Raw genomic sequence first — 14,692 nt, forward strand, 5'->3', positions numbered from 1 at the left:
TTGATTTAACCTTTTACCGCACCACTGGTGAGCCCAGAAATCATTTGCCTAGAGGCAAACAAGTAAAAGGTCACAATCGGCAAAATGGAAATGGTAGTTCCCAACATCACCGCGCCCCATGGAGTATTTGGCAAACCTTGAACGGTTCGCAGAGCAAGTGTTACCACATACTTATCTTGGCTAGACAAAATCACCAAAGGTCCTAGGAAGTTATTCCAGAAGAAAACAAATTGCACAATGGCAACGGTTCCCAATACTGGTTTCATCAGCGGTAATGCAATGCGAAAATAAATTGACCACTCGCCCGCTCCATCAATTCGTGCGGATTCAATCAACTCTCGAGGGATTGAGCTCACCACATATTGACGCACCAAAAATATCGCAAAAGGGGTAGCGGTAAACGGCAACCACAAGGCAACGTGAGTATTTAATAAACCCAAAAACTGCACAATCATGTAGTAAGGAATCAAACCTAAGATAGGCGGTACCATCATGGAGGCTACCATGGTTCCAAATATAAAATTCTTCCCTCTAAACTTGTAGATTGCAAAGGCATAACCGCCCATAGAGCAAAACAAGATAGACACCACCGTCCCCAAGCCAGTGACATATAAGCTATTCAGCATTGAAGTCCAGAACGGCAAGGTATCAACCAAAGACTGATAGTTCTCAAACAGTGCATTGCCTAGCGCCAAGCTAAGCTCTGAGGAAAAAATCTCAGTTCGGGTACGAGTAGATAAAATGCTCGACCATATAAACGGGAATATACTTAAAAAAGCACACAACACTAAAAAGACATAAAAACCAATAGTGCCCACTACCCCAAAAATTTGGGCGGCTAATTCTCCGCCCTTGGTTTGCTGTCTACGACGACGAGGCAGAGTAGAATTTGCGAATATATTCATGAATGGCTCCCTAATCCTTTGCGGCCAAAGAATAAGAACTGCACCGCCGTTACCGCTGCAATGATTAAAAACAGTAACCACGACATTGCCGATGCCCAGCCCATGTCTAGCCATTCCCAAGCGACTTTATAGAGGAACATAGAAATCGTTAAGCCAGAGTTACCAATACCACCGGTACCGTTAGTTAGAATGAACGGTTCTTCGAACATTTGTAGGCTACCGATAATGGTTAAAGTGACCCCAAAGAAGATAAATGGGCGTAAATGAGGCAAGGCGATATACCAGAAACGTTGGCGGAAGTTTGCACCATCTAGCAAAGCTGCTTCTTCCACTTCCTTTGAGATAGTCAATATGCCGGAAATATAGATTACTAAGTGAAAACCGGTGTATTTCCAAAATTGTAAAAAGGCAATGGCAGGTTTAATCAACAAACGATCTTCTAGCCAGCGCAAGGGCATTAAGTCGTTTAACCAGCCAAAGATGTACCCCAAACCAGGCGCATTAGCTAGTGCTACCAAAGCCTTGTTAATAATCCCTACATTTGCAGAGTACAGGTTTACAAAAATCAGGCTCACCGCAACGGTAGAGGTGATAAACGGTAAAAAGAAGGCTGAGGTCATAAAGTGGCGAAACTTGCTGCCAAGGTTCACCAGCAAATAAGCCATTGGAATTGCCACTAAGTGTTGGCTTATCCCAGAGGCTAATCCCAGCCAAATGGTGTTATATAGAGAACGGTAAAAGTCTTCGTCTTCTAAAGAAAAAGTGTAGTTTTCGATGCCGACAAAGCGCATTGAATCTAATCCAGCAACCGGGTTCCATTGGTGAAACGACAAATACAAAGAAAAGGCGAAACCAAAAACCTGAAAAACCAAGAATAGAATGATGAACGGCATTAAAAAACCGTAAGGGGCGAACACTTGGCCTAACTTGGCAAACGAACGTTTGCGTGCAGACTTAGCCTTCTTATCGCCCTCTACCTCGGAAAGAGGTGCGGATGCGTGAGAACTGCTCATGTTACTTACTCATATTGTGGTGAACTGAGCGACGACAGTCGCCCAGTAATTAGAAAGAGACGGTGAAGCTTACAAACTACGCATGCGGCGTTTTATTTGCTTCTCGGCATCAGCCAAGGCTTCTTTCACATCTTTGCCTTCTTCTACTACCGCTGGTAACGCTTGCTCTAAAATAATCGCGCGTGCGATGTTATCGGCTTTAGAAGGTTTAATTGGCTTAATGTTTTCAGCAATTTCTGTCCACAATAGGCGAGCTTTTTGGCCACCTAAGAAAGGCATTTCTTCTTGGAACATTGGCGCGTCGTAAGAACTTTTTAATGCAGGGAAAGCAGCATTGGTTTTAAATTCGTACAACACGATGTCGCGGTTTTTAGTTAAGTATTCAACTAATTTGTAGGCTTCTTCTTTATTCTTGCTTTGCTCAGGGATCGCAAGGAATGTCCCACCCCAAGAACCATAGTTACCCGCAGGTAAACCACTTACGCCCCACTTACCGCCTGTATCAGGCGCAATCCAAGATTCTAGGAAACCCGCTAACCAAGCTCCCGAAAATTGAATAGCGAAATTGGCGTTTTTCAAGCCTTCAAACCACTCAGAACTCCAGTCACCAATACGCGCATCAAGGCCTTTTTCACGCGCCATTTTGGCGTAAGTAAAGGCTTTAACAAAACGTTCGTTAGTTACAATTGGGTTATCGTCTTTATCGAAGTAAATACTATTACCCGCTTCTACTTCGGTATTGATGATTGCTTGAGCGATAGAGCCAGCATGACCCACTAACGGAACACCTTTAGCTTTTAGCTCTTCGCCCCAAGCCATTAATGCATCCCAATCTTTAGTCACGGCTTCAGGGTTGAAGCCTTTATCTTGCATGTGCTCACGGCGGTAGTACATAACACCTGGGCCAACGTTTAGCGGCAGTGCATATTGCTCGCCATCAGCGCCTTTACCTTGTGCCCATGCAAATGGAGCAAATTTGTTTTCATCCTGATCAGCGTTAAAAGCTTTGCTCATGTTGGCAAAACCGCCTTGGTTAACAATGGCGCCAATCTTTTCTACATCGATACATACCACGTCGCCAGCACCATCGCCGGTAGCTAGAGCCGTGGTCAGTTTGTTGTGGTGGTCAACCCAGTTGTTAGACAGTACTTCAACTTTAATGCCAGGGTTGGCTTTGTAAAAATCGTCAATCTTTTCTACGGCGGTTTTATCGTGGTTTGGCCAACAATCATAACGAATGGTTGTTTCTGCCTGTGCCGCCACGGCTGTGCCTGCTATAACTAGCGCTAAACTAAGCTTTTTGAGTTCCATTATTCAAATCCTTATGGGCGTCACTCAAACTGCTTAATTTGCACAGTAGGAGTGAACAACTAGATTGTTTTAACGGATTCGCGCTCCATCAGTTGAACATCAACCTCAAGGGCTAAATCCAGTTCTTCCTGTGCAATCAAACTTAACGCGCGTTTAGCGGCCAAATTACCAATGCTTGCAACAGGTATCCTCATTGAGCTCATTTTGGGTTTAAGGAATTCATTCAGTGGCACATCCTCAAAACCAATCACTGAGACATCTTCTGGTACCGACAACCCAGCATGATTAAGCGCTTGAATACCGCCAATCGCCATTTCGTCGTTACCATAAAAGACGGCGCTAAAGTGATGTTTAGCCGCTAACAACTTTTCAGTTGCTAGCTTTCCGCCAGGGACTTGAAAGTTAGATTCCAATACCAACTCAGGACGATAAGGAATTGCGAATTCCTCTAAAGCCTTGCGGTAACCGGTTAACCTATCTCTCGCGTCTTGATTACTTAAAGGTCCGGTGATGGTGGCAATATCACTATGCCCGTTAGCAATCAGGTGCTTGGTAGCCTGGTAAGCTCCACTGGTGTCGTCGAAGCGTATACACTGGCTGTCCAATTCTTCAATAAAGCGGGAAATCAATACTACTGGGCTTCCTGCTTGGTTAATCTTGATAATTTCTTCGTCCGATAAACAATCGGAATACACAATAATCGCGTCACATTGGCGCGAGACCATAAATTCCATGGCTGCACGCTCAGACTCATAAGTGCCATGCCCGCTAGTTACCATGCATTGATAACCAGCTTTGGTGAGAACTTCTTCTACCTCGCACATGATGCTGCCAAAAAAGAAACCGCCTAAAGAGCGAACCATTAAACCAACACTTTGCGAACGCCCTTTTGCCAAGGCTTGAGAGAAATAGTTGGGCGCAAAACCCAACTCATCCATGGCTTGATTAACTCGCTCTCGCAACTCTGGTTTCACGCCTGGGTAATCGTTTAATACCCGTGATACTGACGCACGAGATACCTTCGCCCTCGCGGCTACATCTTTAATGGTAACTTTCTTGTTATTCACAACGCTCTCCGTAAGCGGTTTCACAGCTAGCTCTAATAAGACCTTTATTTTCAGTCACTAGCAATTGCAGAACCAATTTCTATGGGTTTTGTCGTGAAAAATGTTAACGCTATCACTGTCGCTCTTCTACCACTTTGTTGCTGCCAAAGTGGTAACGCATATTCCGGTAGACACAAATGTCAGTAATATCTAAAGGCGTGCCTTTAGGAACTGCGCGATAATTAGTCGATATACGGTTTCCACCATGGATGGGCAGTACTCGGTGCCAAGTATGGCCATGTAAGAAAATCAGGCTGCCTTTTTTGGGGCGCAGCACTAATTGCCCTGGTAACTCACCCTCTGGGTCTCCAATCGGGATTTCGCCACGCAGATGAGAGCGAGGTACAACCACCACCTCACCACCTATGTCTTGGCGAATGTCCGAGGTGTAGATGAGGCGATTAATATTGAAACGCTTAGGGTCATCGGGGTCGCAGTCTTGATGCCAAGCCTGCCCTACCGTACCTTGTTTAGAAAACATCACCATGCAGTAAAGTGTTTGGCTGTCTTCGCCTAGCACGGCTTTTGAAAGTGCTTTGAAGTAAGGGTGCTGATCAACCTCGTTAAACAACAAGCAACCTTCATTTTGCGGAAACCAAGGAATCACTTCGGTTTTGGCACGATCTAAAAATTCATTGGTGTGCCAAAATTCTGGATCTACACCATAGTGCTCATTTATAGCATTGGTCATTTGGTCCATTAGCTGCATTGAAAAGAAGTCTTCAATAAGTAAGTAGCCATCTCGCCAGAACTGATCACTAAGTGCCTTAAGATCCATTTCTTCTCCAGTTTACCTTATTCCCTTAACCCAGAATCCGATTAAAAAACACAAAATGAAACCGGTTCCTGAAACTGGTTTCAGAATATTATTGATTATGAAAACAAACAAGTAATCTAAAAGAGAAATGAGATCTTGATCAGTAATAATTAACTAAGCATTAACATTTATTTGAAGCTGATTAAGGCAAAAAAAAGCCCGCAGTCAATGCGGGCAAACAAAGGCTATGCAATTGCTAATATAGCCAAGGAAGAGGAATGAAATAGATCCGACTAAGGCACCTCCTATTGTTGAACAAATTCGAACCAGTCGATGTTTCCTGGCGTGTTATAGTCACCACTTGCAGTAAATTCGATGGTAAGTAAGTGCTCACCTTGAGTTAACGTTATTTCCTCAAGACTCACTACTTGGTAGGTTTCCCAGCTCTTAGTTGCCGGAATGTTTACTTGTTCGATGAGTGTTTCGCCATTTAACAGCACTTTGAAAGAGCCGGCTTTTCTCCCACCATGTCCCAGCCTAAAGTTAGCGGTATAAGTGCCTGTTTCGGCCACGCTAACCGAGTAATTCAACCACTCACCTTTGGCTGTCCAGCCAACTACGAAGCTTTCGGTCTCGGGATCTTTGCCAATATCAACAAGTTCATTTTCACGGAAGCGGATCCCCCATTCGTTCGCACCGTGGTTTATGCCCGAACTATCTTTATAAGCTACGCCCTCGCCTCCTTTATCGTACTCTTGTGCTTGAATACGACTAGGAATTGCAGCAGGTTTATCGTGAAATGGGCTTGATTTAACCACCTTGGCTATTTCTGACTTAGCGGCTGTTACTGCCGTTATTGCAACACTGGCTTCAGTCCAACCACTCAATTGATCAAAGCCGCCGTCTTCTTGGCGATAAATATACTTACCGTTGTCTAGGCGATTAAAGAACTGCTGCTTAATATATGGATTAACTTGCACTCTGGCATCACCCCATATGCCATCTTTACAGGTTAAGCCAAGCTTAACTGCGCGGGTGTTTTTAATGTCGCAACTCCAGCCAGCAAATGACTCCCAATGCATGTTGATGTAAGACACTGCGCGAATTGATTGCTGATGACGTTTCAGAAAATCAAAGAACGGCTCATACCAATCTTGCCAAATTTGCTCGCCACTAACTTTTTGTAAGTTATTCACCGTGGTATCTGCATCGGGTTTGTACTCGCCACGTTCAATCCAATAGTATTTAGGGCTAGCTTCAGCAACAAAGATAGGTTTATCTTTTGCATTTAAGTAAGCGATGATGTTGTCCAAAGCTAAACTATTGCCTTGCTCGTCAACATCACTCAAGGAGCCAAAAGCACTCGGCAAACCACCAGCGGCATTTTTAGCTGTATCACTTAGGCAATCACGAGGTTGGGAAAAATATGAAAGCCCCAGCCAATCAACATGCTCATCGCCTGGGTACCAGGCGTCATAATCTAAGCCCTTAAAACTGTTCTGAGTTTCGGTAAACACCGAGTTGTCCATAGATGCACAATAGCCAGCAATTTGCCAAACAGTAGTAATATTTTGCGCGTCATTCTTGGCAATAGCAGCAGTGATAACCTTCCAAGCGGCTTTAAACTCCTCTGGGTGGTAGTTATTCCAGTAACCATCTACTTCATAGCCAATTCTGAGCATAATTGGCCTATTCAAACCCTTTAGATGTTTTACTAAACGGTCTACATTATTGACGCTACGTGGGTGCCCCTCTGCTAACTTCTTATAGGTGTTTTTTAGCCACAAACCTATCGCCAACGTAGCGTTTGGGTAATCCTCGGCATAACCAGGAATATCCAAAGACCCATGCGACTCAGGAAAAGCATTAAGCACACCAGTTAAGTCGGCCGAGGCGTAAGCTGTAACTGCAGCAGGCTGCACTCCTGTGTCAGCAACAAACTCATTAATAGTTTGTATGTCTTGGCCAATAAACATTAAGGTTTTACCCTGCGGAGGCAAAAACTGATGACGCTTGTACGATGTTACATCTAGATTAGGCTCAACCTTACTGGTTGCTCCGCACCCACCTAACAACGCCGCTAGAGAAACACCCAGTATTGCCGAGGTAGTTGTCCTTTTCTTCATATATCGCTCTTCCATAAAGTTCTCGTAATAACGCTTTTACTTTACCACTCAAACTAATTAAAACCGTGAACTCAAACACACAAATGAAACCGGTTTCATCAAAATGTTGCTTAAAAGTAAAATCATCGAACTATAAATAAAGGAGCGAGCTTTTGTGGCTGAAAGTGAGAAGGTAGTTGCTAATTTCAGATTGTCATTGGAAATTTAATAATTATAAAACAAATACTTATATTAAAAACACAGAATAAGCACCACTCGGCAATGCCATAGGTAGCAAACAAACAAGGTCATTTCGAGCAACACTCTAAAGCCGAACGCTTAGCCACTAGGCCTAAAATATCATCGCTCTACTATTCATTTGCACTCGCACCAAACACGACGTTAATATTTTGTTATTCAAGCTTTTAAAAATCATATTTGCTCGTGGTTGTTACAAGCAATTTGGAATAACGTGGTAATGAATAAGCCCCCACAATAAATAATTAACCGTAAGTAATTGATTATATTAATTAAGATATCCAATAAAACACTGTAAAGGTGATGCATAATCTAATTAGCAAGCTAAAAACCGCCCTACATCACATGTTAACGCTACCATTCAAAATCGCTTATTTTTGCCCTAACGCTCCGCAGCGTTAACAAAAATTTACTTTTGCTTATGAATTTTAAAAATCGAAATAGAACTGTGATCCACACACCATTGAAACCGGTATCATTGTGACGAAGTTCAAAATAAAACCGGTTTCAGATCCCTATAATCGAATCGTCTTTTGGCAAAACAGCGATGTTTAAGGAAGCCCAATGAAGACATACGGAAATATATTTAGGGAGTTAAATTAAAATGAAAATTAAAGCACTATCTGTTGCATGTTCAATGGCACTTGCAGCTAGCGCAGTTAGCACAACTGTTGCAGCTGAAGAAGGATTCGAATTCCACGGATACTTTCGCTCTGGCGCGCTATTTACTGGCTCAACTGGCGGCAACCAAGCACTTTACCCTGCATCTAAAGAAAGCTTAGGTCGCTTAGGTATTGAAAGTGATGACTTCTACGAGCTAGCGTTTAACAAAACATGGGCCCTAGACAACGGTCAAAAAATTGCTATCAAAACGCGTTTAGGTCAGCACAACACTGGCGAAGATGCATTTGAAGCTCAGCAGAACTACTCGATTAACGGTTCAGCTACTGGCTTACTAGAGGGATTTGTAGAGTTTGAAGGCTTAACAAACACCGGCAAAATGTGGGGTGGTCAGCGTTACTACGGCCGTGATAACTACATCTTCATGACTGACTTTTTCTACACAGATTGGTCGGGCACGGGTTTAGGTGTTCAGCAAATGGAACTAGGCGGCGGAAAGTGGGATTTTGCTTACTTAGCAAGTAACCGCCCCGATGACAACGGCTATGGCAGCGACGAAAGCGCCCCACTTCACTTAGGTCACGCTCGTGCTGATTACGGCAACTGGCGCGTAGAGTTAGTGGGTAAATACATGGCTGACAACGTGTCTCGCAGTGATGACGGAAATGGCAATATTACTGTTTCTGAGTTTGCCACTAATGGTATTGAAGCGCATGTTCAATACACACCAAAAGACTTCTTCTGGTTGGGCAATGGTTTCTCAAAAATCTCTGTTCAAGCCGGTTCAGGCCTAGGTGCTAGTAGCATGCTTGGTAAGTCATTCACTAACTACAACGGCTATGCGCCAGGCAGCGCTGGTAAAGGCCCTGTTGGCATGGCTCACGTAGATAAAGGCGATAAATCTTACCGCGCTTTAGCTTATGGTGGCTGGTTTGGCAGCAGCGTTATGATCTTCCCGTCTGTACAAATGCAGTATGACGATTTAGATAATGGCAACAAGAGCTTATGGTGGTCAGCAATGGCTCGCCCGGTGTTCTTAATTAACTCTATCGACAATTTCACCATTGCTACTGAATTTGGTTACACAGAAACAGACGTAGAAGGCTCAGGCGGTAACACTTTGTTTGAATCTTCACAGTACAAAGCAACCATAGCTCCTACTTGGGTAATTGGTACTGGTACTGGCCCTGCTCCTGAGATCCGCTTGTTAGCAAGTTACATCGACGGTAAGACAAATGGCCAAGATAATACCAATGCAAATGGTGAGCAAAAAGGTGAGTTTGTTTACGGTGTTCAAGCGGACATGTGGTGGTAGAAACGAGCCCTTAGGAAGAAGTGATTGGAGTTAGTGTGGCACCAACTTCAAACACTCCGGTAAAACTTCGGGTGATGACGAAGCTTTACTAACCCTAATAGGCAAGGTGAAATATTTGTGGCGAATACTCACCTTGCCTACTTTACGCTAAGCCTTTGTGAATTAGCAATAACTTAGTCAACAAACAGCAACAAGATAAAACAAAAACAACAAATAAAGGTGAAGGCAATGATCTTTGCTTAGCAACAAGGAAGATATGATGAAAAAGTTACTAGTAATAACTATGGTTGCGTTAACAGCGGCCTGTAGTAGTAATAAGAGTATGATTATTGATTATGGTGCTGCCGACGCAAAATCCGTACAGAAAATAGATCCCAGCATTGGTTACCAAGCCTTAGAGCAAGCGCCTGTGTGTTGCTCTAACTTGTCACAGCTCAATTACCAAAAAATATCGGCGCCAGGTAAAGTTGACTTTACCCTCACTACTCAAGATCCCGCTTTTCAGTTCAGAACAGGTAAATCCTTTGTTAAAGCCGTTGAATTACCAGAAGTAAATGGCCCCATTAAGGTTGCGGTATCTTCCCCCATTGTTACCAGTGTTTTTGCTCCTACCCTATTAGTACTCGACAAAAACTTCGATCCCATTGATGTTTACGGGGAAGAAACTATCAATTACGAGAACGGCTCGCTATTAAGTATTGACCGTTTTTTTGGCAATGTGGAATTACCCGCAGTGTTTCGAGATGGGAGACAAGCTAAGTACCTAGTGGTGCTTACAACAGACCAAGCGATGCAACAAACCACTAAACTCGACCCACCCGATCCAAAAGCAGTGGAGTTAGGTAGAGAGGCCGATGTAGTAAAAATGTACAGTAACCAGCCCATTGCACACACAGCTACCGGTGTATTCCGCTTAGCCTTCGATTACGCACCAGGGGCAGCTAGCTCAGCTAATGACATGGTTGAACAGCAAAACTCTGCAGACGCATTAATTTCAGAGCCAGCAGCAGTCAGCACTACAACCGCTGTTGCGGTAAGTTCAGCAAAAACCAAGACGAGTCCTATACAACCAGAAACCGAAGCAATGTTTAATCAACTTATCGAAAATGCGGTAAAAGCCAGTGACTTTGATAAAGCGTTAAGCTTTGTGGAAGAAGCAGAGCGTGCAGGTTCAATCTCAGCCCGCGATGCCTTGGTTGAAGCAATGAAAAAGCATCACTAGCAATAACTTTAAACTTTACCTCAGAAGAGAGCTACGGCCCTCTTTTGTATTTGTAGGTGTGTTAAGTCGAGCACACCACCAACACAAACATTCAGATTTTAATAAACGTAAAATACAGAAAGCCTTACCACTGTGGGCAAGGCTTTAGATAATAGTCGATGATAAGCCAAGCTTAATAGGCGAACTCCCGACACCAACACTCAAAATTCAATAAACACCAAATACAAAAAAGCCCCGTCATTGCTGACGAGGCTTCATGTATTGGTCGGTGATGAGAGATTCGAACTCCCGACCCTCTGGTCCCAAACCAGATGCGCTACCAAGCTGCGCTAATCACCGAAATTTGACTTGGTATGTTTACCAGACCTTCACTGGTCCCACTCTTTATGAGCTTCGCGACGATGCACTACCAAGTTGCGCTAATCACCGAAAACTTGTTGGTATTTTTTTAGCGTTACCTACGCTTACACCAATAATGGTGCGGAAGGAGAGACTTGAACTCTCACACCTTGCGATACTAGAACCTAAATCTAGCGCGTCTACCAATTCCGCCACTTCCGCAAAACTATTTTCGCAACATTGCTATGGCAATGTAGTCGAATAATGGGGTGAGTAATGGGATTTGAACCCACGACAACCGGAATCACAATCCGGGGCTCTACCAACTGAGCTATACCCACCACAAACTTTTATGCTACTAGAGCATGTATTTGGCGCACCCTGTAGGACTCGAACCTACTACCTACGGCTTAGAAGGCCGTTGCTCTATCCAGATGAGCTAAGGGCGCATCTTTAGCGTCAAATAACCCAGTGTAAACACTAGGCTTCAAAAATTTGGTCGGTGATGAGAGATTCGAACTCCCGACCCTCTGGTCCCAAACCAGATGCGCTACCAAGCTGCGCTAATCACCGATTGCTTTGATATTTTAGAAGGCTATACCCTCTGGTCCCGCTCTTTATGAGCTTCGCGGCGATGCGCTATCAAACTACGCTATTCACCGATTTGTTTAAAGCACTGATTGTGCCCTTCAACGGAGGCGAATACTACCCACTTGATTGGTCAGCGTCAAACAGTTTTTTACTGATATTTACCGATTGGTTACAGCATAGCCAAAATGGGTGAATTTCAACAATATCTAGCGCTATTTATCAGCAAACAAACGTCATGTACCAATCAACAAGCTTTGCACTTCCACATTTTTTACGTAGGCACTGTTTATTTAGATCATTGTTATTTATTAATCCAAATCAATAGTTAACTACGACTAAAGTAGTAGTCTCGTGCTGGTTATTTAAACACAAAATGTTTTTTACGATTGGAATGGAATCTCATGAGTGAAGTTGCGTTATCCATCTTGGTGCTATCAGCAGTGGCTGTTATAGGCTTATGGTTTGGTGGAATAAAGGTTCGTGGTGTTGGCTTGGGCATAGGCGGTGTATTGTTTGGAGGCCTATTTGTTGGCCATTTCATCAAACAATTTGGCTGGCACCTTGATCCACACGCACTACATTTTATTAAAGAGTTTGGCCTTATCCTATTTGTTTACACCATTGGTATCCAAGTAGGTCCTGGTTTTTTTGCCTCCCTTAAAGCAAGCGGCTTACGATTAAACCTACTAGCCGTTGGCATAGTCGTATTGGGCGGCGTTACTGCAGTTGCACTTCATTTTATTTTCGACCTGCCTTTAAACGTATTTTTAGGCATATATAGCGGCGCGGTTACCAATACCCCCTCTCTAGCAGCTGGTCAGCAAATTTTGCAAGAACTAGGTATGGCTACCGAAGAAACCACCGTACTCGGTTTAGGTTATGCCATGGCCTACCCCTTTGGTATTTTGGGCATCTTGCTCACTATGTGGATCATCCGCCTTGCCTTTCGCGTTGATATCGAACAAGAAGCAGAAGACTTCGATAATGCCAAAGGTAAAAAGAAACAAAGCCTACTCGATATAAACGTTATTATTGAAAACCCCAACCTAAATGGCATTGCTTTCTCTGAGTTAAGTAAACTAATTGGCGAAGATGTAATTTGTTCGCGAGTAAAATCAGATGGCGAGCTAAAAGTACCTGGTGCCGATATGCTGATGCACCTAGGCGACTACCTGCACTTAGTTGGTCCCGACCGCAATAAACTAGAACAAGCCACCTTAATCATTGGCCAAGAGATTAATGAATCTCTTTCTACTAAAGGGACCTTGCTTCGCAGCGAGCGGGTTGTAGTCACCGAAGAGCGGATTTTAGGTAAAAAACTCAGTGAGTTAGATTTAAAACATAGCTTTGACGTAATTATCTCGCGCCTAAACCGTGCCGGTGTTGAGCTGGTTGCTAATAAAGACACCATTTTGCAGTTTGGCGACATTCTTAATATCGTAGGTCCTAGCCAAGACATTGAAAAAGTAGCCAAAAGCCTAGGCAACGTGCGTAGCAAGTTACAGCATGTACAAATGCTGCCTATTTTCATCGGTATTGGCTTAGGTGTTTTACTGGGTTCTTTGCCTTTAGCAATTCCAAGCTTGCCGGCTCCTCTTAAGCTAGGATTGGCTGGAGGCCCACTTATTGTGGCAATTATTCTTGCGAGAATTGGCAGTATTGGCCGCCTTTACTGGTTTATGCCACCAAGTGCTAACTTAGCACTTAGAGAGATAGGAATTGTGCTATTTTTGGCGGTTGTAGGTATTAACTCGGGTGCTAACTTCATTGAAACTTTAGTCGAGGGCGATGGCCTTAGCTGGATGTTCTATGGCGCTTTTATAACCCTTATTCCCCTGCTTATTATCGGCTTTATTGGGCGTTACGTTCTAAAAGTGAATTACTTAAGCCTATGTGGTTTGATGGCAGGTTCGATGACCGATCCACCAGCGTTGGCATTTGCTAACTCTATCCACAGTACCAGCGGTGCCTCGGCCTTAGCCTACGCTACGGTGTACCCTTTGGTAATGTGTTTACGGATTTTATCACCGCAAGTAATCGCTGTATTACTCTGGGTTGCTGCTTAGTTATATAAAGGCCTGTGCAAGCAGGCTTTTTCTTTATCCGCCTTATAAATTCCCCCGTTTCGCTCAACTTCTTTTTAAAACCATCCTTTTTGCTAAAAAAAAGATCTGACATTTATTCGCCTATCATGCCAAAATAGCGCCCTCTAGCATGGTCAATCACTCGTTAAAGAAGAATCAATGTCTGCACAAATAATTGATGGAAAAAAAATCGCTCAACAAGTTCAAGATCAAGTTGCTGAGCGTGTTAAGCAAAGAGTCGCTGAAGGGAAACGTGCTCCAGGTTTAGCCGTGATTTTAGTAGGCGATAACCCAGCCTCTCAAGTTTATGTAGGCAGCAAACGCCGCGTATGTGAAGCCGTTGGCTTTATTTCGAAGTCTATCGACTTAGATGACAACACTGATGAGCAAACGCTATTAGCCGAAATTGACAAACTTAACGATGACCCACTAATCGACGGAATCTTAGTGCAATTGCCTTTACCCGAAGGTATCGATGAAACCAAAGTGGTTGAGCGTATTCGCCCAGACAAAGATGTAGATGGTTTTCATCCTTATAACATTGGTCGATTAGCTCAACGTATTCCAGCACTGCGCCCATGTACTCCCAAAGGCATTATTACCCTTATTGAATCAACCGGTGTCAGCCCTTACGGCCTAGAAGCCGTGGTTGTTGGTGCCTCGAACATTGTTGGCCGACCAATGACCTTAGAGTTATTGCTAGCTGGCTGCACTACCACCACTTGTCACCGTTTTACTAAAGACCTAGAAGCGCATGTGCGTCGCGCCGATTTAGTAGTTGTTGCTGTAGGTAAACCGCAATTTATTCCTGGCGAATGGATTAAACCCGGCGCAATGGTGATCGATGTAGGCATTAACCGCTTAGACAACGGTAAACTAGCTGGTGATGTTGAATATGAAGTTGCTCGTCAAAATGCCGCGTTTATTACGCCAGTACCTGGTGGAGTTGGCCCAATGACAGTAGCAACACTTATTCAAAACACCTTAGAAGCCTGTGAAGAGTTCCACGACAAATAGTTGGCTGGGCGAATACTCAGATCAAGTATTCGCCATTTTCACTGCAAC

General features: G+C 43.8%; 11 protein-coding genes and 5 tRNA genes. 5 read left to right on the forward strand and 11 right to left on the reverse strand.

Annotated elements, in window-relative coordinates; genetic code table 11:
• Positions 1 to 5: 5 nt before the first annotated feature.
• From OAG1_RS13385 to OAG1_RS13410, 6 genes are all read right to left on the reverse strand, one after another.
• Positions 6 to 905, reverse strand: coding sequence for a carbohydrate ABC transporter permease (locus OAG1_RS13385; protein ID WP_338621648.1), 900 nt, complete (start codon positions 903 to 905; stop codon positions 6 to 8).
• Positions 902 to 1,918, reverse strand: a complete 1,017-nt coding sequence (locus OAG1_RS13390) for a sugar ABC transporter permease (RefSeq protein ID WP_338621649.1) — start codon at positions 1,916 to 1,918, stop codon at positions 902 to 904. The genes OAG1_RS13385 and OAG1_RS13390 overlap by 4 nt, the downstream gene beginning before the upstream one ends.
• Before the next feature lie 69 nt (positions 1,919 to 1,987).
• Positions 1,988 to 3,229: an extracellular solute-binding protein gene (locus OAG1_RS13395; RefSeq protein WP_338621650.1), complete on the reverse strand. Its 1,242-nt coding sequence runs from the start codon at positions 3,227 to 3,229 to the stop codon at positions 1,988 to 1,990.
• A gap of 59 nt (positions 3,230 to 3,288) precedes the next feature.
• Positions 3,289 to 4,296: a LacI family DNA-binding transcriptional regulator gene (locus OAG1_RS13400; protein WP_016400670.1), complete on the reverse strand. Its 1,008-nt coding sequence runs from the start codon at positions 4,294 to 4,296 to the stop codon at positions 3,289 to 3,291.
• 112 nt (positions 4,297 to 4,408) lie between these two features.
• Positions 4,409 to 5,113 (reverse strand): phytanoyl-CoA dioxygenase family protein, encoded by a 705-nt coding sequence (locus tag OAG1_RS13405; RefSeq protein WP_016400671.1) that lies wholly within the window; start codon positions 5,111 to 5,113, stop codon positions 4,409 to 4,411.
• A gap of 284 nt (positions 5,114 to 5,397) precedes the next feature.
• Positions 5,398 to 7,218 (reverse strand): carbohydrate-binding protein, encoded by a 1,821-nt coding sequence (locus tag OAG1_RS13410; protein WP_338621651.1) that lies wholly within the window; start codon positions 7,216 to 7,218, stop codon positions 5,398 to 5,400.
• An 841-nt stretch (positions 7,219 to 8,059) separates the two neighbouring features.
• On the opposite strand from OAG1_RS13410, the gene OAG1_RS13415 reads away from it, so the two are divergent.
• Entirely contained in the window at positions 8,060 to 9,391 is a 1,332-nt protein-coding gene (locus OAG1_RS13415; protein ID WP_016400674.1) for a carbohydrate porin, read from the forward strand.
• Positions 9,392 to 9,650: 259 nt separating this feature from the next.
• Positions 9,651 to 10,613, forward strand: coding sequence for a MalM family protein (locus OAG1_RS13420; protein ID WP_338621652.1), 963 nt, complete (start codon positions 9,651 to 9,653; stop codon positions 10,611 to 10,613).
• 262 nt (positions 10,614 to 10,875) lie between these two features.
• Here OAG1_RS13420 and OAG1_RS13425 read toward each other — a convergent pair.
• The 5 genes from OAG1_RS13425 to OAG1_RS13445 form a co-directional block, all read right to left on the reverse strand.
• A tRNA-Pro gene (locus OAG1_RS13425) sits at positions 10,876 to 10,952 on the reverse strand.
• Positions 10,953 to 11,089: 137 nt separating this feature from the next.
• Positions 11,090 to 11,174, reverse strand: a tRNA-Leu gene (locus OAG1_RS13430).
• A gap of 43 nt (positions 11,175 to 11,217) precedes the next feature.
• A tRNA-His gene (locus tag OAG1_RS13435) sits at positions 11,218 to 11,293 on the reverse strand.
• A gap of 31 nt (positions 11,294 to 11,324) precedes the next feature.
• A tRNA-Arg gene (locus OAG1_RS13440) sits at positions 11,325 to 11,401 on the reverse strand.
• A 47-nt stretch (positions 11,402 to 11,448) separates the two neighbouring features.
• Positions 11,449 to 11,525, reverse strand: a tRNA-Pro gene (locus OAG1_RS13445).
• Positions 11,526 to 11,571: 46 nt separating this feature from the next.
• On the opposite strand from OAG1_RS13445, the gene OAG1_RS13450 reads away from it, so the two are divergent.
• From OAG1_RS13450 to folD, 3 genes are all read left to right on the forward strand, one after another.
• The gene (locus tag OAG1_RS13450) at positions 11,572 to 11,736 is read left to right on the forward strand and encodes a hypothetical protein (RefSeq protein WP_215426346.1); all 165 of its coding nucleotides are present in this window, start codon (positions 11,572 to 11,574) and stop codon (positions 11,734 to 11,736) included.
• Between the two features lie 208 nt (positions 11,737 to 11,944).
• A complete protein-coding gene (locus OAG1_RS13455) occupies positions 11,945 to 13,609 on the forward strand; it encodes a putative transporter (RefSeq protein ID WP_338621653.1) in 1,665 nt (554 codons plus the stop codon).
• 177 nt (positions 13,610 to 13,786) lie between these two features.
• Positions 13,787 to 14,644, forward strand: coding sequence for a bifunctional methylenetetrahydrofolate dehydrogenase/methenyltetrahydrofolate cyclohydrolase FolD (gene folD, locus OAG1_RS13460; RefSeq protein ID WP_016400678.1), 858 nt, complete (start codon positions 13,787 to 13,789; stop codon positions 14,642 to 14,644).
• Positions 14,645 to 14,692 lie beyond the last annotated feature (48 nt).

Source organism: Agarivorans sp. OAG1 (assembly GCF_037076485.1).
Lineage (GTDB): Bacteria > Pseudomonadota > Gammaproteobacteria > Enterobacterales > Celerinatantimonadaceae > Agarivorans > Agarivorans albus.